Origin of the sequence: Kitasatospora sp. NPDC097643 (assembly GCF_040302625.1) — a bacterium.
GTDB lineage: Bacteria > Actinomycetota > Actinomycetes > Streptomycetales > Streptomycetaceae > Kitasatospora.
In genome coordinates, this window is sequence record NZ_JBEOSA010000003.1 from 35,556 (window position 1) to 58,809 (window position 23,254).

Annotated in this window: 15 protein-coding genes, 3 tRNA genes and 1 pseudogene; 7 read left to right on the plus strand and 12 right to left on the minus strand. The window is 74.1% G+C overall.

Annotation, left to right across the window (positions count from 1 at the left end):
• Positions 1-38: 38 nt before the first annotated feature.
• A complete protein-coding gene (locus tag ABTY15_RS03295; RefSeq protein ID WP_350575198.1) occupies positions 39-3,521 on the minus strand; it encodes a PAS domain-containing protein in 3,483 nt (1,160 codons plus the stop codon).
• A gap of 177 nt (positions 3,522-3,698) precedes the next feature.
• Between ABTY15_RS03295 and ABTY15_RS03300 the strand changes: the two genes are divergently transcribed.
• The 3 genes from ABTY15_RS03300 to ABTY15_RS03310 all read left to right on the plus strand — a co-directional run bounded on the left by ABTY15_RS03300 (position 3,699) and on the right by ABTY15_RS03310 (position 4,149).
• A tRNA-Ser gene (locus tag ABTY15_RS03300) sits at positions 3,699-3,792 on the plus strand.
• A gap of 174 nt (positions 3,793-3,966) precedes the next feature.
• A tRNA-Arg gene (locus tag ABTY15_RS03305) sits at positions 3,967-4,042 on the plus strand.
• Positions 4,043-4,073: 31 nt separating this feature from the next.
• Positions 4,074-4,149: transfer RNA gene (locus tag ABTY15_RS03310), tRNA-Arg, on the plus strand.
• Between the two features lie 71 nt (positions 4,150-4,220).
• Here ABTY15_RS03310 and ABTY15_RS03315 read toward each other — a convergent pair.
• Together ABTY15_RS03315 and ABTY15_RS03320 are read right to left on the minus strand one after the other, a co-directional pair.
• Complete coding sequence (locus tag ABTY15_RS03315) at positions 4,221-5,423, minus strand: globin domain-containing protein (RefSeq protein WP_350575201.1); 1,203 nt, start codon at positions 5,421-5,423, stop codon at positions 4,221-4,223.
• 13 nt (positions 5,424-5,436) lie between these two features.
• Positions 5,437-5,562, minus strand: a complete 126-nt coding sequence (locus tag ABTY15_RS03320; protein WP_350575204.1) for a hypothetical protein — start codon at positions 5,560-5,562, stop codon at positions 5,437-5,439.
• Positions 5,563-5,884: 322 nt separating this feature from the next.
• Here ABTY15_RS03320 and ABTY15_RS03325 point away from each other — a divergent pair, with 322 nt between their 5' ends.
• The 3 genes from ABTY15_RS03325 to ABTY15_RS03335 all read left to right on the plus strand — a co-directional run bounded on the left by ABTY15_RS03325 (position 5,885) and on the right by ABTY15_RS03335 (position 11,296).
• Entirely contained in the window at positions 5,885-8,815 is a 2,931-nt protein-coding gene (locus ABTY15_RS03325) for an Ig-like domain-containing protein (protein ID WP_350575207.1), read from the plus strand.
• Positions 8,816-9,011: 196 nt separating this feature from the next.
• Entirely contained in the window at positions 9,012-10,286 is a 1,275-nt protein-coding gene (locus tag ABTY15_RS03330) for an SPFH domain-containing protein (protein WP_350575210.1), read from the plus strand.
• Positions 10,283-11,296, plus strand: coding sequence for a C40 family peptidase (locus ABTY15_RS03335; RefSeq protein ID WP_350575213.1), 1,014 nt, complete (start codon positions 10,283-10,285; stop codon positions 11,294-11,296). The genes ABTY15_RS03330 and ABTY15_RS03335 overlap by 4 nt, the downstream gene beginning before the upstream one ends.
• Positions 11,297-11,367: 71 nt before the next feature.
• Here ABTY15_RS03335 and ABTY15_RS03340 read toward each other — a convergent pair whose 3' ends face one another.
• Positions 11,368-12,333, minus strand: a complete 966-nt coding sequence (locus ABTY15_RS03340; protein ID WP_350575216.1) for an aldo/keto reductase — start codon at positions 12,331-12,333, stop codon at positions 11,368-11,370.
• A gap of 151 nt (positions 12,334-12,484) precedes the next feature.
• Here ABTY15_RS03340 and ABTY15_RS03345 point away from each other — a divergent pair, with 151 nt between their 5' ends.
• On the plus strand, positions 12,485-12,682 hold the full coding sequence (locus ABTY15_RS03345; protein ID WP_350575219.1) for a hypothetical protein: 198 nt from the start codon (positions 12,485-12,487) through the stop codon (positions 12,680-12,682).
• Between the two features lie 112 nt (positions 12,683-12,794).
• Here the strand turns inward: ABTY15_RS03345 and ABTY15_RS03350 are convergent, their stop codons facing one another.
• The 8 genes and pseudogenes from ABTY15_RS03350 to ABTY15_RS03385 all read right to left on the minus strand — a co-directional run bounded on the left by ABTY15_RS03350 (position 12,795) and on the right by ABTY15_RS03385 (position 22,979).
• Complete coding sequence (locus ABTY15_RS03350) at positions 12,795-13,820, minus strand: endo alpha-1,4 polygalactosaminidase (protein WP_350575221.1); 1,026 nt, start codon at positions 13,818-13,820, stop codon at positions 12,795-12,797.
• Positions 13,821-13,842: 22 nt separating this feature from the next.
• Positions 13,843-14,538, minus strand: a complete 696-nt coding sequence (locus tag ABTY15_RS03355; protein WP_350575224.1) for a spherulation-specific family 4 protein — start codon at positions 14,536-14,538, stop codon at positions 13,843-13,845.
• A complete protein-coding gene (locus tag ABTY15_RS03360; RefSeq protein ID WP_350575227.1) occupies positions 14,535-15,452 on the minus strand; it encodes an NAD-dependent epimerase/dehydratase family protein in 918 nt (305 codons plus the stop codon). Before ABTY15_RS03360 ends, ABTY15_RS03355 begins: the two co-directional genes overlap by 4 nt.
• A 125-nt stretch (positions 15,453-15,577) precedes the next feature.
• Positions 15,578-16,279 (minus strand): annotated as a pseudogene (locus tag ABTY15_RS03365) (nucleotidyltransferase family protein); the annotation flags it as partial.
• Between the two features lie 69 nt (positions 16,280-16,348).
• Positions 16,349-17,341 (minus strand): SDR family NAD(P)-dependent oxidoreductase, encoded by a 993-nt coding sequence (locus tag ABTY15_RS03370; protein ID WP_350575230.1) that lies wholly within the window; start codon positions 17,339-17,341, stop codon positions 16,349-16,351.
• Between the two features lie 138 nt (positions 17,342-17,479).
• Positions 17,480-18,997: a hypothetical protein gene (locus tag ABTY15_RS03375; protein WP_350575238.1), complete on the minus strand. Its 1,518-nt coding sequence runs from the start codon at positions 18,995-18,997 to the stop codon at positions 17,480-17,482.
• Entirely contained in the window at positions 18,994-20,508 is a 1,515-nt protein-coding gene (gene pelF / locus ABTY15_RS03380; protein WP_350575241.1) for a GT4 family glycosyltransferase PelF, read from the minus strand. The genes ABTY15_RS03375 and pelF overlap by 4 nt, the downstream gene beginning before the upstream one ends.
• 113 nt (positions 20,509-20,621) lie before the next feature.
• Positions 20,622-22,979, minus strand: coding sequence for a hypothetical protein (locus tag ABTY15_RS03385; RefSeq protein WP_350575247.1), 2,358 nt, complete (start codon positions 22,977-22,979; stop codon positions 20,622-20,624).
• Between the last annotated feature and the right edge of the window lie 275 nt (positions 22,980-23,254).

Genomic DNA, 23,254 nt, shown 5'->3' on the forward strand with positions numbered 1-23,254 from the left:
CGGGGAGGGGAGCCGGCCCGCACGCGTGTCCGGGGGCGTCAGCCGGCCGCGGCGACGCCCGCCTCGCCCATCGAGCCGATCCGGCCGAGCAGGTCGACGATCCGGGACTGGACGTCCGCGCCGGTCGAGCGCTCGGCGAGGAACAGCACGGTCTCGCCGGTGCGCAGCCGGGGCAGCTCGCGCGGGTCGAGGTCCACGGAGGTGTAGACCACCAGCGGGGTGCGGTGCAGCCGGTCGTTGGCGCGCAGCCAGTCCAGCAGGCCGACCCGGCGGCGGCGGATCTGGAACAGGTCCATCACCACCAGGTTGGGCTGCACGCTGCTGGCCCGGGCGACGGCGTCGCTCTCGTCCGCCGCGTGCTCGACGTGCATGCCGCGCCGCTCCAGGCTGCTGATCATCGCGGCGGCGATGTCCGGGTCGCCCTCGACTAGCAGGACCCGCGGGGCGTGGTGCTCGCCGTCGCGCGGTGCGAGGGCGCGCAGCAGCACCGCCGGGTCGGCGCCGTACGCGGCGTCCCGGGTGGCCTGGCCGAGGCCGGCGGTGACCATCACCGGGATCCGGTTGTTGCTCGCGGCGGTGCGCAGCGACTGCAGCGCGGTGCGGGTGATCGGGCCGGTCAGCGGGTCGACGAAGAGCGCCGCGGGGAAGGCGGCGACCTGGGCGTCCACCTCCTCGCGGGAGCGGACGATCACCGGGTGGTAGCCGCGGTCCTGGAGGGCCTGCCGGGTGGCCGGGTCGGGCTCGGGCCAGACCAGCAGGCGGCGGGTGCCGCCGTCCTCGCCGGGGCCGACGGGCGGCTGCTCGGCGCCGGGGCGGTCGGCGGGGGCGGCGGGAAGTTCGGCCATCGGGCGCGGGGCCGTCCTGGCCTCGGCCGGGACGGGCGGCTGCGGGGGCAGGGCGGGCATCGGCGGGGCGCCGAGCGGAGTGCCCACCGCACCCAGCGGGCGCGGCGGGGCGAGCTCGGCGAGGCCGGTGCCGACCGGGCGCGGGCCGGCGTCGGCGCTCTCCTCGGCGGCGGGCAGCGCCGGGCGGGCGGGTTCCAGCGCGGCGGGGCCGCTCTGGGCCTCCGGCGTGCCGGGGCCGTCGGACCGGCCGGCCGGGGCGTCCGGGCCCGGCCCGGGCGGGACGGCCAGGCGGCGACGGCGGCCGGTCGGCGCGGCGGCCGGCTCGGGCGGGGTGGGCGCGGGGCCGACCGGGAGGGCGTGTTCCAGGCCCGGGTAGACCGGTGCGTCGGGCATCCCGGGCAGGGCGAAGCCGCCGGAGGAGTCCTCGGCGGCGGGCAGTGCGCGGCGCCGGCGGGGTCTGGTCTCGCCGCCGTCGGCCGTCGGGCCGCCCTCGCCGACCGCGGTGCCGCCGGCCGGGGTGCCGTCGACCCGGGTGCCGCCGGCCGGGGTGCCGTCGGTGCTGCCGACGCCTGCGCCGGTGCCGGGGCCGAGCGCGAGGGGTTCGCGTCCGCCGGTGCGGGCGCCCTGCGGGTGCGCGCCCCCGACCGGCACGGCGTAGGCGGGGCCGGAGCGGCCGTCGTCCTTGCCCCAGGGGTCGTCCTGGGTGCCGTCCGGGCCGGGCAGGCCCTGCCGCCCGTACGCGGGGTCGTTGCCGGTGCCGTTCCACTGCTCGGGGACGGCCCGCTCGACCCGGGCGGGGGCGTTCGGCCACTGGTCGGCGGGGGCGGTGGGATCGGTCGGGGCCGGGAGCGCGGGGGCCTCGGCGGCCGGGCGGCCACGGCGGCCGCGCCGCTCGGCGGCGGGCTCCTCGGCGGGCGCGCGCTCCGGCTCGCCGGCGGGCGCCTCGTGGCCCTCGCCGGGCGCGGGCTGCTCCGCGGACTCCCCGCTGCTGGGCAGCTGCGGGATGCCCGGGAGGTCGGGCAGGACGGCGCTGTCGCTCTCCTTGGGCCGGTCGGAGCGCCCCTCGGCGGCCGCGCGCTCGGCGGCGGCCTTCGCGGCGGCCGGGTCCAGCGGCAGCTCGACGACGTACGTGGTGCCGGCCTTGCCGGGCAGCTCGTGCGGCTGGAGCACGCCGCCGTGGCGCTCGACCACCGCGCGGGCTATCGGCAGGTGGACGGGGCTGCCGCCCAGTCCGGGGCCGCGGATCTCGACCCGGGCGACCTCGCCGCGCTGGGCGGCGGCCAGCACCACGGTCGGCGCCTCGCCGCCGGACGGCGGCAGGACGGGCGGCGTGCCGGGGGCGGCCAGGCCGGGGGAGGGCGTGCCGGGGGCGTCCAGGGAGAGTCCGACGCCGCTGACGTCGGCCACCAGGTGGGCCAGCGCCTGGGCGAGCCGCTTCTCGTCGGCGATCACCTCGACGGCGGCGGCGTGCACCGAGAAGCGCACCCGGCCCGCGCCGACCAGCTCGCCGGCCTCCTCGACGGCCCGCCGGACGACCTTGTCCAGGGCGACCGGGCCCCGCTGCTCGGCCGGCTTCCGGCCGCCCTTGCCGTCGGCGGGGGCGCTCTCGCCGGCCTCCGAGCGCTGGTGGGCGAGGACGCCGTCGATCAGCTTCCCGAACCGGCGGCACTCGTCGGCGAGCCGGCGGATCGTCCAGTTCGCCTCCGGCCAGAGCTGTCCGGCCGGGTCGGCGGCGAGCGCGTCCAGCCGCTGGTTGAGCGCGGTCAGCGCGCCGCCGAGCTCGCTCTCCAGGACGGCGGTGAGGTGCTCGTTGCGGGCGACCAGGGCGAGCTCGCGGCTGCGGTCGGTGAAGGTCATCACCGCGCCGACCAGCTGGTCGCCGTCCCGGACCGGGGCGGTGGTGAGGTCGACGGTGACCGGGCGGCCGTCCTTGCGCCACAGCACGGTGCCGCGCACCCGGTGCTTGCGTCCGGAGGTCAGGGTGTCCAGCAGCGCGGACTCCTCCAGCGCCAGCGGGGTGCCGTCGGCCCGGGAGTGCTGGATCAGCGGGTGCAGCTCGCGCCCGCCCAGCTCGCTCGCCCGGTACTCCAGGATGTGCGCGGCGGCCGGGTTGACCAGCACGCAGCGGCCTTCGAGGTCCACGCCCAGCACGCCCTCGGCGGCGGCGCGCAGGATCATCTCGGTCTGCTTGTGCTGGCGGCGCAGCTCGGCCTCGACGCCGAGCCGGCTGGAGAGGTCGCGCACCAGCAGCAGGAGCAGGTCGCTCGCGGAGGACGGCCGGGAGCCGTCGCGGTACGGGTCGTACGGGACGAGCGGGGAGAGTGCGTAGCCGCGGGCCTCGCCGGCGCCGTCGTCGGCGAAGTCGTTGCCGGAGACCTCGACCGGGAGGGTGGTGCCGTCGGTGCGGTGGGCGGTCATCCGGACCGGGCGGTCGAGCGCCTCGTCCTCGCGGGCGGCCGGGCGCATCGAGCCGGGGATCCGGCTGGGGTCGAACTCGGGCAGGAGGCCCAGCACGCCCATGCCGACCAGTGACGTGCCCGGGGCCTGTAGCAGTTGGACCGCCGCGCTGTTGGCATCCACAACGGTGCCGTTGCTGTTCACCAGCAACAACGCATCGGGCAGGGCGTCGAGTATGGCGGCGAGGCGAGCAGCGCCTCGGATCGGCCTGCTGCTCACGTCGACAGGTCTCCTCGGCTCAGGGCAGCTCCTCCGGAGACGGCAGTATCTCATTCTTCTTTGCGGCGGGGACGACCCGCCTAGTAACGTGAGCGGTGGTTGGTGCCGAGCCCCCGGGTTGTGGCATCATCACAGGCACACGGAACGGGTCCGCCAGTCGGGTGCGCTCCATGTGGAGGAGGCTTCGCCTAGTCCGGTCTATGGCGCCGCACTGCTAATGCGGTTTCGGGGTTATTCCTGATCGAGGGTTCAAATCCCTCAGCCTCCGCCAGCCGGAAAGCCCCGCCGACGATCTCGTCGGCGGGGCTTTCCGCATGTCGGGGCCCGGTCCGCCGGGGTGCGCCCCCGGGCGCCCGGGAGGGGCGGGATCAATCGATTTCGCCCCACGTCGCAGGTCATGTAATGTTGTCCCCGCACCGCCCCGGTGGAACGTTCACCAGGGCGAGCGCTCATAGCTCAACGGATAGAGCACTTGACTACGGATCAAGAGGTTGCAGGTTCGAATCCTGCTGAGCGCACCAAACTCCGCAAGATCGGGTTCGCCCGTTCCTTGCGCTCATAGCTCAACGGATAGAGCACTTGACTACGGATCAAGAGGTTGCAGGTTCGAATCCTGCTGAGCGCACCAGCGAGAAGCCCCCGGCCACCGGCCGGGGGCTTCTCCCGTTCCCGGGGCCGTTTTTCGGCGCCGGTCCCGGCTCAGTCCAGTTCGGTCCGGTTGATCCACGGCACGTCCCGGTGGTCTAGGAACCAGTCGGAGGAGGTCACCGGCCGGGCCCGGTTGAAGGTCGCGGGCGCCGGGTCGTGCCGGATCAGCGCCGGGTCGGCGCCCAGGTCGAGCAGCAGCCCGGTGAGGTCCGGGGCGAGCTCGGGCGGTCCGCTGAGGTGGATGTCCCAGCCGGTGAAGTCGCCGTGCCGGCGCAGGGCCTCGCGGAGCAGCTCGGTGCCCCCGTACGGGCCGCAGGGCTGCTCGGGGGCGGCGGACAGGATCCGCAGCCGGGGATTGCGGGCGAGCAGCCGCCGGACGGCGTCCAGGTCGTACTGCCCGGCCGTCGCCCGGGCCGCCAGCAGCACGGTGGCCTCCCGGTCCGGCCGCTCGGCGGTGAGCTGTTCCAGCAGGGCCTTGGTCTGCCCCCAGCCGCTGCCCCCGGCCACCAGGAGCAGCGGGCGGTACGAGCCGGGGTCGAGGACGGCGTCGCCGAGCGGCGGTCCGAGCCGCAGCAGCTCGCCGGGCATCACGTCCTCCACCAGGGCGGTGCTCAGCAGCCCGCCGGGCACCCGGCGCACGTGCAGCTCCAGGCTGCCGTCCGGTCGCGGCGCGTTGGCGAGCGAGTACGGCCGCCAGACCCGGGGCGCCCGCGGGCTGCTCAGGGTGAGGTACTGGCCGGGGACGAACGGGTACGGGTGCATCGGGGCGAGGGTGAGCACGACCAGGTCGGCGGCGGCCCGGCGGCGGCCGGCGACCTCCGCCTCCCACCAGCCGGGGCGCTCGGCCGGAAGGCCGGCGGCGGCCTCGGTCATGATCCGGGCGATCTCGGTGTAGGCCTCGGTCCAGGCCTTCTCGATCTCGGGCGTCCAGGAGTGGCCGGAGAACTGCCGCAGCGCGGCGATCAGGCTGGCCCCGAGGGCCGGGTAGTGCTCGGGCGCGGCCTGGAACTTGCGGTGGTCGCGGCCGAGCGCCTGTAGGTACTCGGTGAGCCGGTCGGGTTCGTCGAGCCGCTGCACGATCCGGGTGAGGGCGGCGAACATCCGGTCCCGCTGCTCGTGCAGGGCGGCGGGGAAGAGCGCCCGCAGCCCCGGGTTGTGGGTGAACAGGTGGGCGTAGAAGTACGTGGTCAGGTGGTCGGCGCGGCGCTCGACGACGGCGAAGCTGGCGCGGAGGACCGCGGGGTCGAAGGGCACCGCGCGCCGCCCGCTAGGCCGTCCGGGCTTCGGTGAGCGCCGCGCCCGTGGTGTCACCGACCACCGTGGTGCCACCGACCACCGTGCGCACGGTGGTCGCCGCGAAGCTGCTCTGCACGAGGGAGGGGTCCATGGTCACGGGCCCCGACTCTACTGAGCGGGACGGTAATTCGAACAGACTTCGTCGATGAATGGTCAGGTACCGGACGGTGCCGACCGGTTGGTTTCGGCTGATTTCGATCGGGCCTTCCCGTCGTCAGGCCACGAACACCGCCCAATGGATGAAATGCGGTTGTTTCGGGTACATCCCGCCCGGCCGGCTCGGATGACCGCCGAACGGGTGGGACACGGCGGCAAGCGCAGGTATCGCGGTACGGCCGGTTCGGGGTCGTGATTCCGTTTTGTCGGATCTTGTGCCCAGACTGCCCGCCACCTGGCAGCCGACCGCGAAGGAGAGCCGGATGAGCCGACGGTTTCCCCGTACACCCGTCACCGTGGCCGTCCTCGCGGCCGGGTTGCTGATCGGCTGGAACGCCCCGTTCTCGCTGGCCCAGCAGTCCCCCGACACCTGGTCGGGCGAACAGCGGGCCGTCCTGCCGTCCGGCCTCTCCGTCGAGCTCGAATTCGCCGCCGTCCCCGGTGTCGCCGTCACCGCCGGGGCGGGCGAATTGGCCGACCGCGCCGGCGGGGGGCGTTCGGCCGGCCTCTACGCGGACGGAATGCACCCCGGAGAGCCCGCCCAGACCTTCCGCGCCACCGAGGACCGTCCGCAGGCGGACGGTTCCTGGCGGACCCTCGGAACGCTCCGGCTGACCTTCTCCCGACCGGTCCGCAATCCCCGGCTGCACCTCAGCGGACTTGCCGCGACCGCCACCGGCAAGAGCGGCACCACCAGCACCGCGGCCCGGCTGACCCTCACCGGCGGCTCGCCCGCCGCCCCCGTCCTGGTCAACCGCACCGACTTCCCCGGCTGGACGGTCGACGCCAACACCCTCGGCCCCGCCGGGGCCGACGGTGCCTCCGACGGCAGCGGCGGCGCGGCCGCCGAGGGCTCGGTGGAACTCGTCGGCACCTTCCGCACCGCGGTGTTCCGGGTCGAGCAGCGCTCCACCGCCCGGGCCGGCAGCACCACCGCGGCGCCCGTCCTGACCCAGGCCTACACCGTCACCGTCGACGAGGACCTCGGCACCGCCCCGCAGGGCTACGGCAACGCCTCGCACGTGCTCTCCGACCTCTTCCTCGGCGCGGACGCCGCCAACCCGTCGCACCGTGCCCGGGCCGGGTCGGCCGGCGCGGCGGGCGACGGGCCGCTGGTCCGGCTCGACCGCGGGGCCGGTCGGCGCAGCGTCTTCGCCAGCCCGGTGCCGCCCAAGCTGCAGCCCGGCCGCGGCGAGTACCAGGGTGCCGACCCGTCCGTCAGCTACCCCGCCGAGGCCGCGATCGGCCGCTACTACCGGCTCACCGTCCCGGTCGCGGTGGACGACCAGCCCGCGACCCTGGCGGGCTGGATCGACTTCGACCACAACGGGCGCTTCGACCCCGCCGAGCGGGTGCAGACCGAGGTCCCGGCCGGGGCCGACACCGCCACCCTGGAGTGGACGGTCCCGACCGGCGCCGCCTCGGGCGAGACCTGGGCCCGGCTGCGGATCGCCCGGGAGGCCGGCCAGCTCATCGCCCCCGGCGGCTTCGCCGACTCCGGCCAGGTCTCCGACCAGCGGATCAAGCTGACCGTCGGGGCGGCGCGGCCCGAGATCGCCGAGCCCGTCGACGGCGCGGTGCTCGCCGACGCCCGGCCGACCATCCGCGGCGAGGGCGCGATCGCCGGTGCCACGGTGGAGATCCGCGACGGCGACACCGCGCTCTGCCGGGCCCGGGTCGAGCGCGGCGGCGCCTGGTCCTGCCGCCCCGGCGCCGCGCTCGCCGCCGGTCCGCACGGCCTCACCCCGGTCGAGACCACCAGCGGCGGTGTGGTGCTGCGCGGCGAGGCCGTCCGGGTCACCGTGAAGACCGCCCCGCCCGCCGTGCCCGTGCTCACCCTCCCGGAGTACACCAACGACCCGGGGCTCCAGCTCACCGGCACGGGCGAGCCGGGCAGCACCGTCTCGGTCGTCGACCAGCCCGCCGGGGCGCGCGGCGCGGACGCCGCCGCCGGGCGGGCCGAGCTGTGCAGCACGGCGGTGCGGGCGGACGGCGAGTGGTCCTGCCTGCCGGTGGAGAACCTGGCGGACGGGCGCCACCAGCTCACCCCGAGCGCCGTGGACGCGGCCGGGAACCGGGCGAGCGGGAAGGCGGTCACGCTGGTCGTCGACACCGCGCCGCCGGACCGGCCGGTGCTCGTCTCGCCGGCCGCCGGGGAGACCCTGCGGGTCGCCCGGCCCCGGCTCGCCGGGCGGGCCGAGCCGGGGGCGAAGGTGCTGGTCACCGCGCGGACCGGGGAGTCGGCCTCGGCCGAGCGGACGGTGCTGTGCGGGGCGACCGTGGCCTTCGACGGGAGCTGGAGCTGCACCGCCAACCGGGACCTGGGCAACGGGGAGCAGTGGCTCGTCGTCACGGCGACCGACCTGGCGGGGAACGGGACGGCGGCGGAGGCGGTGGTGGTCCGGGTCGCGGTGCCGGGCGGCGCGGCGACGGCGTCGGGGGCGGCGAGTGCGACGGCGACGGCGTCGGGGGCGGCCACGTCGAGTCCGGCGGTGACGCCGAGTGCGTCGGGGGTGGCGTCGGCGGGGGCTGCCGCCTCGCCGAGTGCGGCGGTGTCGGCCGCCCCGAGTGCTTCGCGCCCGTCGGCGTCGGGTTCGCCGGCTGCTTCTGTCACGGCCTCTCCGTCGGCGTCCGCGGTGCCGAGCGCGAGTCCGAGTCCGAGCCTGAGTCCGTCGGCGGCGTCGGCTTCCGCGACGGCTGCTGCCGCGCCGAGTCCGGCGGTGCCGTCGGCGCCCGAGGTGGTGGTGTTCGCGCCGGTGCCGGCCGGGCTGCTGCCGATCGTCGTGCCGCCGGTTCCGCCCGCGCCGCTGGTTCCGTCGGCACCGGCCGGCGTGGTGCGGACGGTGGGAGCCTCGCCCGCCACGTCGGCGGTGTCCGCCCCGCCGACTCCGGGCGTCAGCCCGTCCGGTGCGGCCGTCGGGGTGACTGTTGCGCCGTCGGTGGCGCCGTCCTCGGCACCGGTCGTCGAGCCGACCGCGTCCGCCCGGGCCGCGGCCAGGCCGCGGCCGGTGCCGCCCGCCGTGACCCCGCCCGGTGCGGCCGATGCGGCCGGGGAGGCCTCGTCGGCGGCGGCCGAGCGGCCCGCGTCGTCGGGCTGGCGCGGCGGGCTCGCCGGAGTCCTGCTGCTGCTCACCGCGATCGGGCTGATCACCCGCCGGGTGTTCGCCCCGGGGCACGGCGCCCGGCGGCGCTGAGCCCGAGACCAACCGTCCCGACCATCCGTTCATGTGCCTGCGCGTCAGGTCCGGCTTCGGACGATACGTCAGCAAATGTCGACACACCTCTACTCAAATGTCGCATTTGATGACGTATGAACTTAGCCTGACCCTGGCACTGCCCGTCAGATCCGGGCCGCCCGTTGCGCGACACACCGACCCCGAGGATCCGTGCATGGACGTCACCCGCGATTCTTCGCAGCGACCCGACCATCTGCCCAAGGCGCTCCCGCCGGTTCTGCCGGAACGTTTCGCCTCCGGCGCCAGCCCGCTGGTCAGGGCCACCGCCGGCAAGCCGGCCAAACCGGTCGGCGGGGCCGACACCGGACCGGCGACCACCCCGATGGCTGTTCTCCCCGGTCCGGCCGTGGGCATCGCCGCCGACCCGCGTGACCCGCTGGAGAACGCCACCGTGGAGCTGCCGGAGGTTCCGGAGGCCACCCCGGCGGGTGCCTCCGTGCCGGTCACCTCCCGCCGGCCCCCGCGTGCCGACCAGGCGCTGCGCGAGCACGGCGCCGCCACCCTGCCGGGCTGGATCGCCCTGCTGGCGGTGCTGGTCGGGCTGGCCGCCGTGCTGGCGGTGCTGCTGCACGACGGCGTCATCCCGCACTGGGACGCGCTGCCCGACCTGCGCGGCGCCGCCGCGCGGACGAGAGGTCAGGCCGAGGTGGACGCCCGGACGGTCGCCGCCGTCAGCGCCGCCGGACTGCTCGTGGTCCTCGCGCTGGCCGGGCTGCTGGCCAACGCGGGCGGCGAGACCCGGGTGCTCACCCGCTGGGGCCGCTACCGGGGTACCGTCCGCCGCACCGGCCTGGTCTGGGTCAACCCGCTGCTGCGCCGGCGCCGGGTGGACGTCCGGCTGCGGCACTGGCGCAGCGAGCCGGTCAAGGTGGTCGACCGGACCGGGACGCCGATCGTGGTCCGGCTGCTGATCGTCTGGCGGGTGAAGGACACCGCGCGGGCGCTGCTGGCGATCGAGGACCACGAGGACTACCTGCGCGAGCAGGTCCAGGCGGTGCTCACCCGGACGGCGTCCACCCTGCCGTGTGACAGCAACGCGGCGCCCGGGCCCGCGCTGCGCGACGGGCAGTGGTTCGCCGACGAGCTGACCCGGGCGCTGGCCGCCGAGGTCGCCCCGGCGGGCCTGGAGGTGTACTCGGTGCAGCCGCTGGCGCTGGACTACGCGCCCGAGGTCGCCGAGTCGATGCGTCGTCGCCGGCTGGCCGACCTGGACGCGGGTCTGCGGACGGTGCTGGTCGACGACGCGGTGGAGGCGGCGGCGCTCGCCGTCCGCCGGCTGGAGCGCGCCACCGCGCACGAACTCGACGAGGCCGCCCGCAGCGCGTTGATGGAGCAGCTGCTGGTCGTCTTCGTCGCCCCGGCCGGAGTGGCCGCCTCGGTACCGCCCCCGGCCGCCCGGGCCGGGCGGAAGGAAGGACGACCCGCATGAGGATAGCCACCGGCGCGTACGCCGAACCGGACCTCGACCTCGACCCCGACCTCGAGCTGGACCTGGAGCTCGACCTCGGCCTGATCGGCTTCGAGGAGAGCTTCGGCAGCATCCCCGCGCTGGCGGGCTGCGGCTGCCCGAACTGTGCGGCCCGCCCGCGCACCGCCCGCCCCGCGGCGGCCGGCGGCAGCCGAATACACCGGGCCGTGCGGAGTACCTGCCTGGCCACCACCGTGCTGGCGGGCGCCGGGGTCGTCGGTCTGACGGCCGGCGCCGGGACGGCGCACGCCGCGGCCGGCAAGCAGGGCTGGGACGGTTCGAAGTACTGGTTCAAGAACTCCGCCGGTGAGTGGCGGTGGACCGGCCACTACGACGTCTACCTCAGCCGCACCGGTCAGTCCGGCGGCTCCGGCGCTTCCGGCGGCTCCGGTGGCAAGCCGGCCGCCGGGTCCAACGGCCCGGCCTCGTCCGCCGGCCCGCGCCAGGGCTGGGACGGTTCGAAGTACTGGTTCAAGAACTCCGGCGGCGAGTGGCGGTGGACCGGCCACTACGACGTCTACCTCAGCCGCACCGGTCAGTCCGGCGGCTCGGACCAGGCCCCCGCGAAGCCCGTCACCCAGCCCTCCTCGGACGGGGCGTCGGCCGCCGGCAGCCGGGAGGCGGCCGTCGACTTCGCGCTCGCCCAGCTGGGCAAGCCGTACGTCTGGGGCGGTGACGGTCCGTCCGGCTTCGACTGCTCGGGGCTCGTCCAGCAGGCGTACGAGCGCAGCGGGATCAGCCTGCCGCGGGTGGCCGACGACCAGTACGCGGCGAGCACGCCGATCGGCGCGGGGCAGCTGCGCCGGGGCGACCTGGTGTTCTGGTCGGACAGCGGCCGGGCCTCCGGGATCCACCACGTGGGGATCTACCTGGGCGGCGGACGGTTCGTCGAGGCGCCCCGGCCGGGCCGGACGGTCCGGATATCCACCCTCGACGCGGGCTACTACCCGACCCATTTCGGGCGGCCCTAGCTCCTGGATCGTGCCGGGGCCCCCGATGGCGGTGTGCCGTCGGGGGCCCCGGCGTCTGTTCGGCCGGCTGCTCAGGCGGAGGCGGCGTCCAGCCGTGCGGTCTGCTCCGGGGTGAGCCGGAGCGTGGCGGCGGCCAGCAGCGGCGGGAGCTGCTCGACCGTCCGGGCACTGGCGATCGGGGCGGCCACCGTCGGGCGGGCGGTCAGCCAGGCCAGGGCCACCGAGGCGGGCTCGACGCCGTGCTCCGCGGCGACCGCGTCCAGTGCCTCCAGCACCTTGGGGCCGCGCGGGTCGTCCAGGTAGCGGGCGGCCCCCTCGGCGCGGGCACTGGTCACGCCGGGGCCGCCCAGCCGGTACTTGCCGGTGAGGAAGCCGGAGGCGAGCGCGTAGTAGGGGACGGTGGCGAGGCCGTGCTCGGCCACCACGTCGGCGAGCGGGCCCTCGAAGGTGCCGCGCGAGACCAGGTTGTAGTGCGGCTGGACGGCGACGTACTTGGCCAGGCCCTCGCGCTCGGCGAAGGCCAGTGCCTCGGCCAGCCGCTGGGCGCCGATGTTGGAGGCGGCGACCGCGCCGACCTTGCCCTCGCGGACCAGCTCGTCCAGGGCGGTGACGAACTCCTCGACCGGGGTGTCGTCGTCCTGGTGGGTGTAGTACAGGTCGATCCGCTCGACGCCGAGGCGGCGCAGCGAGCCCTCGGCGGAGGCCTTGATGGTGGCCGCGCCCAGGCCGCGTGCCTCGGGGTGCAGGCCGACCTTGGTGGCGATCACGACGTCGTCGCGGTTGCCGCGGCTGCGCAGCCAGTTGCCGATGATGGTCTCGGACTCGCCGCCGGTGTTGCCGGGGACCCAGGCGGAGTAGACGTCGGCGGTGTCGACGAAGTTGCCGCCGGCCGCCGCGTAGGCGTCCAGGACGGCGAATGACTGCTCCTCGTCGGCCGTCCAGCCGAAGACGTTGCCGCCGAGGGAGAGCGGGAAGACGGACAGGTCGGAGGTGCCGAGGCGGACCCGGCCGGGGGCGTCGCTGTGGTATCCGGTCATGGTGGCAGTCAACCGGATCGCGCCGGGCGGCATTCCGGGCGCCGGGCGCGCTTCACGAACTCGTCGTCCCGCTGTTGCACGACCGGGGTTGCGGGCCCCGGAGGAGGGTCCGGGGTGTCCGGAGGTGGGTGGATTCGTTAGAGTCCCTGCCATGGCTGACAACGACTACGACCCCGCCGGCAGCACCCAGATGTTCCGGGCGTTCGTCGACGAGAGCCCGGCGCCTCAGGCACCGGGCTCCGTCAACACCTACGGCCGCAGCAGCGGCAACCGCACCGGCGTGATCGCTGTGATCGCCGTCCTCGTCCTGGCCGTGCTGGCCGGCGTCATCTGGCTGGCGGTCAAGTAACCCCCGCGCGGGGTGATCCTCGCGCATTCCGTACGACCGATCCTGACGACCCTCACGATCCCCCGACCTTCGCGGTGGAACGCCTGGCGGTGCCGGCACAGCTCCGCGGTGCTCAGCAGGGCCGCCGCCAGGCGTCCAGTTCGAGCTTCTTCTGCATCGAACTGAAGCCGAGGGACTTGGCCTTGGCGCAGAACTGGTCCGTTCCGAGCTTGTACTCGACGTGGAACACCGCCTTGCCCGCCTTGATGAAGGGCGCGACCCGCTCGCACTCGTCGAACTGCGAGCACTCCTCGTTGACCGCGAAGTCGAAGTCGCCCAGCAGCGCGGGGATCTGGTCCAGATCGTTCTTCAGGCCGATGGCCAGACCGCGCTCGTGGGCGAGCTGGGCCAGCATCCGGTTGTACTTGATCTGGTCGTCACCGGTCAGCGGGAAGCCGCTGTTCTGGTTGTACGCCTCGATGGTGTCCGGCTCGATGGCGTCGAAGCCCTTGCTCCTGCACATGTCGAAGCGAGCCGCCATCAGCGGCTTGAGCTGGTCGAGCTTGCGGATGTCGAACCACTTCTCGCCCTTCCAGCCGGTGTCGGAGCCTTGCAGGGTCTTGGCGAAGGCGTTGGCGTCGGGGCGGAAGTTCTCCCAGGAGCCGGCGTTGATGTAGCAGATCACCTTGCGGCCCTTGGCGTGCAGCGCGGCGACCACCGAGGCGTCGTTCTCGAAGCCGTCGATGTCGTAGACCGGGACGTCCACCGACTGGTCCACGCTGCCGCCGAGCTGCCATTGCCAGGTGAGGCCCGGGGTGGGCTGCCAGCGGGCGCCGGCCGGCGGCGGGGCGGTGCTGCTGCCGGTGCCGCCGCTGGGGGTGCCCGGAGTGGCGGTGCCCGGGGCGGTGGTGCCGCCCGGGGTGCCGGGGGCGGTGGTCGCGCCGGGCGTGGTGGGCGAGCCGGGGGTGGCGGGTGCGGTGCTGGCGTCGGGGGTGCCCGGGGCGCTGGTGGTGCCCGGGGCGGTGGCCGCGGGCGGCCTGCTCGGGGAGTCCTCGGCCGAGGAGTCGTTGTCGTCCGAGCCTGAGCTGCTGCACGAGGTCGCCAGCAGGGCGGTGGCGAGGGCTACGGCGGCCGGCAGGAGCCGGGTGCGGCGGTTCACGGTGGTAGAACTCCGGATCGGGTCAGGTCAGTTCGGCGGCGGTCAGACCGTGGGGCAGGGTGCGCCAGGGGTTCTCCCCGGCGCCCGGGACGGCGCAGCCGACGCCGGCCCGACGGGCGGCGATCAGCGCGGTGGCGTCCCGGGCCTGGTCGGCCGGGACGTCGTACACCAGGTGGCAGAAGCGGGAGGCGGCGTGGCGGCCGGTCCACAGCGGGAGCGTCATCGCGCGGTACGTGTCCCAGTCGCCCTCGAAGGTGACCAGCAGGTCGGCCAGGCCGACCTCGGCGTACCCCGGGTCCGGGTGCTCGCCGTGGCCGAAGACCACGGTGCCGCAGCCGGCCGCCCGAGCGGCCGTGGCCAGCCGCCGGTAGTGCGCCAACGCGCCCGGGTGGGTGGCCACTTGGTCGAGGTAGACGCCGGTGATGCCATGTCGCTGACGATACGTCAGAATATCGGCCACCACAGCCGCGTGGGGCCGGCGGCCGTAGTCGGTGTCGGCGTAGCCGAGCAACGGCAGCCCGGCGGCGCGGAGTTCGTCGGCGGCCTCGGCGAAGACGTTGTCCGGGAGCTCGCCCGGACCGTCGGCGAGGTTGAGGACGACGGCGGCGATCCGGGCGGGATCGGCGGCGGCGACCGCCCGCCAGGCCGCCGGGTCCACCGCGGGGTGGACGTACAGCGGCACCAGCAGGCGGCCGTCGAGGGTGGTCGCCCCGGTCATGCGACGACCGGGGTGGTGGCGGGCTCGGTGGTGCTGAGCCAGAGGTCGCGCAGGGTGTCGGCGAGGTCGGTCTCCGGGTGCCAGCCGAGTTCCCGGGCGGCGGCCGACACGTCGGCCTGCTGCCAGGAGACCGCGGCGGAACGCTCGGAACCCGCCCCGCTCTCGTCGATCCGGCCGGTGAAGCCGGCCGCGGCGACCAGGCCGTCCGCGATCGCCCGGACCGGCTTGGCCTGCCCGGAGGCGAGGTTGAGCACCCGGGGGAGCGGACCGTCCGCGGTGACGGCCAGGCCGACCGCGCGGGCGATGTCGCGGGCGTCGACGAAGTCGCGGTAGGCGGAGAGGTCCCCGACCGTGACCACGCCCGCGGCCCCCTCGGGGGCCGCCCGGCGCAGTTCGGCGGCCAGCCGGCCGGGCAGCGAGCCCGCCGGGGCCCCCGGCCCGACCGGGTTGAACACCCGGAGCACCACGGCGTCCAGCGGCGAGCCGGCCACCGCGAGGGAGCCGGCCAGCTTGGTCGCGCCGTACACGCCGACCGGGCGGGCGTCGGACTCCTCCGACAGCGAGCTGCCGGCCTCGCAGACGCCGTACTCGCCGGCCGAACCGATGTGCACCAGCCGGGCCTTGGGGGCGCCGAGCTGCAACGCCTCGCAGAGCACGGCCGGACCGCGCGCGTTCACCTCGGCGAGCTTGACCGCGCTGCCGGCCACCGCGCCGGCGAAGTTGACCACCGCGTCGGGGGCCAGCGCGGCCAGCTCCTCGCCGAGCGGCCCGGCCTGGGCGGTGGCCAGGTCCAGCCGGAGGTCGTGACTGGGCCGTCGGCCCGCGGTCAGCACGGTGGCACCGGGCAGCGACCGCAGGACGGCGGTGGCGTGACGGCCGAGGAAGCCGTCACCGCCGAGCAGCAGGATCCTCACGCGGCCCGTCCGTCGCTCTCGGCGCCCGCGGCGACGGGCTGCTCGGCCGCGTCGTCCGGGGCGGTGCGGACGGCCGGGACCGGCAGCTCCGCCACGCCCGGGACGCTCCCGGCCGACTCGAAGGGCATCAGCACCGGGCGGATCGAGGTGAACTCGGCGTTGGCCCGGTCGTAGTCGTCCGGGCGGCCGATGTCCAGCCAGTAGCCGCCGAACTCGTAGGCGGACGGCGGGGTCTTGGCGGCGAGCAGGTCCAGCACCAGCTCGTCGAAGCCCAGCGGCAGACCGGGGGTGTACTTGGCGAGCGCCGAGCGGGACACCCCGTACACGCCCATCGAGACCCGGTAGTCGATGCTCGGCTTCTCCTGGAAGCCGGTGATGTTGCCGGCCTCGGCGGTCAGCACGCCGAAGTCGATCTTCACCTGGCGGGCGTAGGTGGCGATGGTCAGCGGGGCCCCGGACGCCTCGTGGTGCTTGAGCACCCCGGCGAAGTCCAGGTCGGTGAGGATGTCGCCGTTCATCACCAGGAAGTGCTCCGGCAGGCGGTCCTGCATGGTGAGCAGCGGGCCCATGGTGCCGAGCGGGCTGTCCTCGACGGCGTAGCCGACCCGCAGCCCCCACTGGGAGCCGTTGCCGACGTAGGCGCGGATGATGTGGCCGAGGTGGCCGATGGCCAGGGTGACGGACTTGAAGCCCGCGGCGGCGAGCTGGCGCATCACGATCTCCAGGATCGCGTGCTGGTCGCCGATCGGAACGAGCGGCTTGGGAAGCGCGGTGGTGTACGGGCGGAGACGGACGCCCTTACCGCCGGCCAGGATCACTGCATGCATGTTTTTCCCCCACGGAAAGGATGAGCAGGACACGAACCTTGGTTGTCAGGACGGAGAATCGGTGCGACGTCAGACGTTGTAGATGTCGGTCTTGTAGCGGGCCAGGTTGGCCGGGTCGCGGAAGAACTCGATGGTCTGCTCCAGGCCCTGCTCCAGGCTGAACCGCGGCGCCCAGCCGGTGGCGGTGCGCAGCCGGGTCGCGTCCGCGACCAGGCGCATGACCTCGGAGTTGGCCGGACGGATGCGCTGCTCGTCCTCCTTCACCAGGAGGTCCACGCCCATCAGCTTGCCGACCAGGGTGACCAGGTCGCCGACCGAGATCTCGCCGCCGGTGCCGGCGTTGAAGGTCTTGCCGACCACGGTCTCGGCGGGCGCGGTGCCGACCGTGCGGAAGGCGTTCGCGGTGTCCTTGACGAACGTGAAGTCGCGGGTCGGGCGCAGGTCGCCGAGGGTGATCTCGGTCTCGCCGGCCGCGACCTGGGCGATCACGGTCGGGATGACGGCGCGCATCGACTGGCGCGGGCCGAAGGTGTTGAACGGGCGCAGGGTGACGACCGGGGTCTCGAAGCTGGCGTGGTAACTGTCGGCCAGCCGGTCCCCGCCGGCCTTGGAGGCGGCGTACGGGGACTGGGTGTTGATCGGGTGGTCCTCGGTGATCGGCACGGTCTGCGCGGTGCCGTAGGTCTCGCTGGTGGAGGTGTGCACCAGGCGCGGGATCTCCAGGTGACGGACCGCCTCCAGCACGTTCAGGGTGCCGGTGACGTTGGTGTCGACGTACGAGTGCGGGGCCCGGTAGGAGTAGGGGATCGCGATCAGTGCGGCCAGGTGGTACACCGCCTCGGTGCCCTTGACTAGGCCGTTGACCGACCCCGGGTCCCGGACGTCGCCGAGGACGATCTCGACCGAGTCCAGCACCTCCTTGGGCAGGGTCTCCAGCCAGCCGAAGGAGGAGAAGGAGTTGTACTGGACCATTGCGCGGACGTGGTGCCCGTCGGCGACCAGGGTCTCGACGAGGTGGGAGCCGATGAAGCCCTCGGCTCCGGTAACCGCGACGCTGCTCATGCGTGATTCGCTTTCTCGATCTCGGGGTTGGCCGGGCTCTCGGTGGTGGCCGGCCGGAGGTTCTGCCGCTCCGTCGGAGCGGATTCTGTTGTGCACGTGCCCGGTTCGGGCGCGTGTGTGTTGTTCTGCACCCGGTGGTCAGCGGTGCTGGGTGGTGCGGCCGAGCACGGGCCCGGCGATGGCGGTGAGGACCACGGCGGCCGTCCCGCAGCCGATCAGCTGTAGGAGGGTCGGATCCACACCGGTCAGCAGCCCGGCGCTCTCGGCACCCGCGGCGGCCAGACAGATGAGGGCGGTGCTCCAGCTGAGCCCGAAGGCGTTCAGCAGCAGCGCCAGCCAGAGTGAGCCGCCGAGGAGCAGCAGCGCGCCGAGCTGCGGGACGCCGAGCGCGGGAGCGCCGGGCCACAGCACGGTCGCGGCGGCGTCCAGCGCGGCCACGGTGGTGAGGTAGATGAACAGGCAGCCGAGCAGCACCCCGCCGGTCCGGCGGGTGAACTGGCCGGTGGTGTGGCTGGTGCGCAGGGCGGCCACGGCCAGGGCCCGGTAGCGGAACAGCAGCCACTCGGCGAGGCCCAGGCTGAGCGTCAGCGCGATCATGGCCGGCCCGGTCGGGGTGGCGTTCGCGCCGTGCGCGGCGCCGGTCCGGACGGCCTGGTGGATGGTCACCCCGAGGCCGGCGATCAGCGTCAGCGAGCCGCAGGCCAGGCCGAACAGCAGGTGCGGGATCTCCTGCCGGATCGGCAGCTTCAGCTCCACGCCCTCCTTCTCGCCGCGCCGGATGCAGAACAGCAGCTCCCGGGCGGCCAGGCCGACGGCGAGCGCCAGCGAGGCGAGCAGGACGACCGTACGGACGAGCTGCGGGACGTCCGTCGCCAGCACCACGCCCGCGCCGACCGAGGCCGGGGCCAGCGCCAGCAGCAGGAACTTCTCCCGCCCGAGCACCAGCAGCACGGTGGCCGCGCCCAGGTAGAGGGACTGTCCGGCGGCGAAGGACAGCGCACCGAGCGGCCCGCCGACCACGTACGCGGCGGCGGACGCCAGCAGTGCGCCGAGCGGTGCGCCGGCGGACAGGCAGATCGCCGCCTCCCGGCGCCGGGCGCGGCCCAGCCAGCGGTACGCGCGGTGCGCCAGTGCCTGGTTGAAGCTCCAGCTGACCAGCGTGGCGACCGAGAGCGCGAGCATGCCCGAGGGCAGGCCGAAGCGCATCCGGGTGGCCGCGAACAGGTTGGCGCCCAGCAGGTAGCCGAGGCCGGGCAGGGCGAACACCAGGCCGCGCACGACGCAGCGCCAGGGGTCGGCCCGCCAGGGGTTGGCGAACTCGGAGCTCGGGCCGGGGTACCGGCGCTCGACCTTCTCGAACAGCTCCTCGGCGACGGTGAACGCGTCGGGGCGGCCGTAGAGCAGGGCGGCCTGCTCGTCGGAGAGGCCGTCGGACTCCAGGAAGGCCGCGATCTCGTACGGGTGGACGGCGTCGGCGCAGATGTCGCGCAGGCGCTCGGCGAGCTCGTCCAGCGGGTCGGCGGAGAGGCCGAGCTGCTCGGCGGGCTCGGGCTCGGCCGGCGGGGCCGGCCGGCGGCGCTTGAGCGGCAGGGTGCGCAGCTGCACCGTACGCTCCGCGCCGCCCTCGTCCGGAACCAGACGCAAGGGACCGCTCACGCGCCCACCTCGCTCGGCTGGGGCCGGGCGGCGGCCAGCTGCTGGTCCCAGTCGGGGCTGGGGACCTGGTCGGTGACGGCCACGACGCCGTTCGGCATCCAGCGGGCGGTGCCGAGGAGTTCGGTGTAGATGCCGCGGAAGCCGTCGATGTTCTGCCGGAGCGTGAACTGCTCGATCACCCGCAGCCGGGCCTGCTCGCCCAGCCGGGCCCGCCGTTCGGCGTCGCGCAGCAGCTCGATCGCGGCGGCCGCCATCGGCTCGGGCTCGCGCGGCGGTACCACCAGGCCGGTGTCGCCGACGGCCTCGCGGACGCCGCCGACGTCGGTGGAGACGGTCGCGCGGCCGCAGGACATCGCCTCGATCAGGGTGAACGGGAAGCCCTCGCTGATGCTGGAGAGCATCACCACGTTCCCCGCCGCGTACGCGTCGGTGATGTCGGCGACGCGGCCCTCGAAGGCCACCGAGTCGGCGACGCCGAGCTCGGCGGCCAGGGCTATGCAGCCGTCCCGGTAGGCCTCGCCGCCCTTGGGCGTCCCCCCGAAGAGCCGCAGTCGCGCCTCGGGGATCTCGCGCTGGACGATGGCGAAGGCCCGGATCAGCGTCTCCAGGTCCTTGATCGGGTCGACCCGGCCGGCCCAGCTGAGGGTGGGCGTCCCGGGTTCGGGGCCGGCGGGCGGGAACGCCGCCGGGTCCACGCCGTTGTAGACGGTGCGGATGTGGGTGGACGGGGTGCCACCGCGCTCCTCCCAGCGCCGGTTGTACCGGTTGCCGGGGGTGACCAGCGCGGCCTGACGGTAGCTCTCCTCGGCGAGCATCCGGTAGAAGCCGAGCAGCAGCGCCTTGACCGGCCAGCGGTACGGGCCGGTGCGGTAGCCGAGGTAGCGCTCGCGCAGGTAGATGCCGTGCTCGGTGAGCAGGAACGGCACGCCGAACTGCTGGGCCGCGATCAGCCCGGGCAGGGTGGCCAGGCCGCCGCTGGCGGCGTGCGCGACGCCGTCGGTGGGCGGGTCGACCGAGAGCGGCCGCAGGGCGTGCTCCAGCAGGTCGGTGGCGTTCAGGGCGTCGTGGAGGGTGGGCCGGGAGACGGCGGTGGGCAGGTAGTCACGGGTCCAGACGTGCTGGAGGGTGCGCAGGGCGCGCTCGCTGCGCAGCGCCGGGCTGAGCAGCCCGCGCCGGGCGAGGTCGGCGAAGCCGTACAGCTCGGTGCCGAAGTGGGTGGTGTAGACCGGGTCGAGGATGGAGTGCAGGAAGCGCTCGTACGCGTTGAGGAAGCGCCGCATCTCCTTGCCGCGGGGCGGCCTGGCCTCCGAGGCCGGCCCCCACAGCGGAGCGGTCGTGACCGACCGCACGTTGGCGGGCAGCTCCCAGGCGAGTGATTCGTGGCCGGTTCCGGTGACGGCGATGATGTCGAAGTCGACGTCGGGCATGCCTTGAACGAGCTGGTCGCACCAGACACTCACGCCGCCGTGCTGGTGCGGATACGTCCCCTCGGTGAGCAGGGTGACGCGCATCTCCTGTCCCCCCTCCTGTTCCTTGCGTCGGGTGTCCGGCCTGGGTGGCCGGAACGGGAGCCGTGGCAGGGCCGGACCGTCGCCGGTCCGACCCCGCCATCGGGTGTTACTGGTTACCGGGTGCCGGAGCTTCCGGTGGTCGTGGTGCCGAGCGAGGCCGCCCCCCCGGTGGCCTTACCGCTCTTGGCCGCGGCGTGCGTGGCGCCGTTGCCGTTCTTGGCGACGCCCTTCCCGGGCACCGGGGTTCCGCTGCCGGGGACGAGGGTCGGGGCCTTCGTGCGGGTCGTGTCGCTCGGGGCCACCGGAACGGGAGTGGCGACACCCTGCGGAACGACCTTCTTGTCGGCCGGGGCCGGCGCGGTGACCGAGTTGGCCGCCACGTTGGGCGCGACGGCGGCCGGGGCGGCCGGAGCGCTCGGGAGCTGCAGGGTGACGCTGCTCTGCAGGGAGCCCTTGGACACCCAGCCCGAGAGCGTACCGGCGTAGGCCGAACCGAAGGCGGTCGAACCGATGACCAGCTTCTGAGTGGTTCCGGTCGGCATGGTGGCCTGGACCTGAACGCCGGACGGGGCGTTGACGGTGACCGTGTTGCCGATGCGGTAGGCGGTGACCTGGCCGGCGGCGAGGGCCGCGTTCCAGGCCGCGCGCTTCTGGAACTCCTGGCCGATCTCCTTCTCGCCGAGGTTGACGATCGGGGTGTTGTCGGCGTGCAGCGCCCGGTAGGTGCCGAGGATCTTCTCCAGGACCGGGTACAGGATCCGGTCCTCGGAGAGGTTCGACTGGTGGATGAAGTGCGGGCGCGGGTCGTTGCTCAGCACGTGGCCGAGGTCGATCCGGGCCTCCAGCGGGACGATGTACGACTGGTAGCCGGTGTTGACGTCCAGCGGCTGGGGCAGGCAGGTGGAGTTCGCGTTGTTCTCGCAGATCCCGCTGCCGCCGTTGGCCTTGCTGGTGTAGATCCAGTTGTACTCGTCGGCCTCCTCCTTCGCCGTACCGGCGTTGTAGAAGACGTTCATCGGGTAGCGCGGCACGGTCAGCGTGGACGAGCCGACGGCCCGCTGGGCGGGCTCGCGGGAGGCGTCGCTGCCGGTGAACTTGATCCCGTTGGCGGCCAGCGCCGGCGCCAGGTACGGGTTGTCGCTGGTCTCCTGCGGGGCGGTCAGCAGACCGGAGTGCTCACCGGTGACCAGGGCCTGCGGGTCGACGTTCAGGCCGTTGGTCTTGGCCCAGTCGAAGTTGTTCTTGATCTGGGTCGAGATGGTGTTCTGGTCGACCCAGACGGTGTTGCCCGTCGCGTCCTTGGTGCAGCGCCACGGCACCACGCTGACGTCCTGGACGCAGCCCAGGTACGGGTGGGTGTAGGTGTGGTTGACCCACCGGTAGCTGGTCTGGTCGGCGATCATCTGGCTGGCCGTGGGGTCCACCGTGGTCTGGTGGTCGGCCTTCCAGTCCTCGCTGCCGCCGCCGTTGAACACCATGTCCATGGTGAAGTTGTTGGCGGTCTGCCACTGCTTGGCGTACTGCGCGTCGGCCTGGGTCATCCGGATCGGGTTGGCCGTGTCCGGGGTGCCGGGCGGGCAGGTGACGTCACCGGGGGTGCACTTGAGAGTGGTGTCCCAGCGGTCGTCGGCCAGGAAGACGTCGTCGATGTGGGCCGCGAAGTAGTTGCGGTCGTAACCGAGGTGGACGCCCTGGGTGATCCAGTCGACCATGCCGCGGGCCAGCAGGCGGTACTGCTGCTGGTACTGGTTGTAGACGAACGTGACGACCAGTTCCTTGCGGCCGTCGTGGGTGTACTCGCCCACCAGCGAGCCGCGCGTGGTGCTGTTCGGGATCGGCGCGTCCACCAGCGGGGTGAACGAGGCGCCGGCCGGCAGCGTCGCCAGCGGGGTGGCGAGGTAGCCGTAGCTCTCGCCGATCTTCGGGTCGTTGTCCTCGAACGGAACGCTGCCCTTGAGGTACCCGAACGGACCGGAGGTTCCGGCCGAGGTGGTGGCGCCCTGGAAACCGTCCAGAGTCCCGACGTAACCGGGATTTGCCGCGTAGTTCAGCCCCACCGCCGGGCTGGCCCACGTGTACGCGTCGATCTGCCGAACGTTGAAAGCGGCTTCGTAGCTCGCGATGGCCGCCATCTCGGCGGTGCCCGACGCGGTGTTGGGGAAGGGGTTTTCGTTGGGAAGGACGATGCCCTGGTACTTCCCGCGGGGCTGCCCGTTCACCGTGTCGCTGAGGAAAGCGGCGTCGATGGTGGGGCGGTTGGTGTCACTGAGGCTGACGACCTTGTACGGGGTGCCCTGGTTCTTGAGTTCGGCGGTGATCGCCGCGACCGACGGCCCACCGTCGTCGATGACCAGGACGGTGAGGTCGATCCTGGGCGGCGTGGTGTCGCCGTGGGCCAGGGTGATCTGCAGGCCGCTGGCCAGCAGAACTGCTGCCGCGCAGGCGGCAACTCTTCGGGTCGCTCGACCCATGGTGTTCCTCCCCTTGGGGCAGGCGCATCGCTGCTCGGCGAACACCGGCCCTGTAGCTGTTCGCGGGCAGGCAGGCTGCCCGGCGCCCATCCTGGTCGAGGCTGGGGTCTGCGAGGGACCAAATGGGCGAGAGTGCAGCGAACCTGTTACCAACGTTCATGGCGATGCCATGAAGGCGCTGATTGTGACCGGAACCGGACCGGCTACGCAAATAATGAATTGAAAATGAAAAACCGGACGCTGAGCGCTACGACCGGCTACCGAACGTGCGGCGT

What these genes read in the sequence shown, in the direction of transcription:
- ABTY15_RS03325 (WP_350575207.1), top strand. Translation starts at nt 5,885, where the DNA reads ATGAGCCGACGGTTTCCCCGTACACCCGTCACCGTGGCCGTCCTCGCG.
- ABTY15_RS03385 (WP_350575247.1), bottom strand. Translation starts at nt 22,979, where the DNA reads ATGGGTCGAGCGACCCGAAGAGTTGCCGCCTGCGCGGCAGCAGTTCTG.
- pelF (WP_350575241.1), bottom strand. Translation starts at nt 20,508, where the DNA reads ATGCGCGTCACCCTGCTCACCGAGGGGACGTATCCGCACCAGCACGGC.
- ABTY15_RS03330 (WP_350575210.1), top strand. Translation starts at nt 9,012, where the DNA reads ATGGACGTCACCCGCGATTCTTCGCAGCGACCCGACCATCTGCCCAAG.
- ABTY15_RS03335 (WP_350575213.1), top strand. Translation starts at nt 10,283, where the DNA reads ATGAGGATAGCCACCGGCGCGTACGCCGAACCGGACCTCGACCTCGAC.
- ABTY15_RS03355 (WP_350575224.1), bottom strand. Translation starts at nt 14,538, where the DNA reads ATGACCGGGGCGACCACCCTCGACGGCCGCCTGCTGGTGCCGCTGTAC.
- ABTY15_RS03340 (WP_350575216.1), bottom strand. Translation starts at nt 12,333, where the DNA reads ATGACCGGATACCACAGCGACGCCCCCGGCCGGGTCCGCCTCGGCACC.
- ABTY15_RS03345 (WP_350575219.1), top strand. Translation starts at nt 12,485, where the DNA reads ATGGCTGACAACGACTACGACCCCGCCGGCAGCACCCAGATGTTCCGG.
- ABTY15_RS03370 (WP_350575230.1), bottom strand. Translation starts at nt 17,341, where the DNA reads ATGAGCAGCGTCGCGGTTACCGGAGCCGAGGGCTTCATCGGCTCCCAC.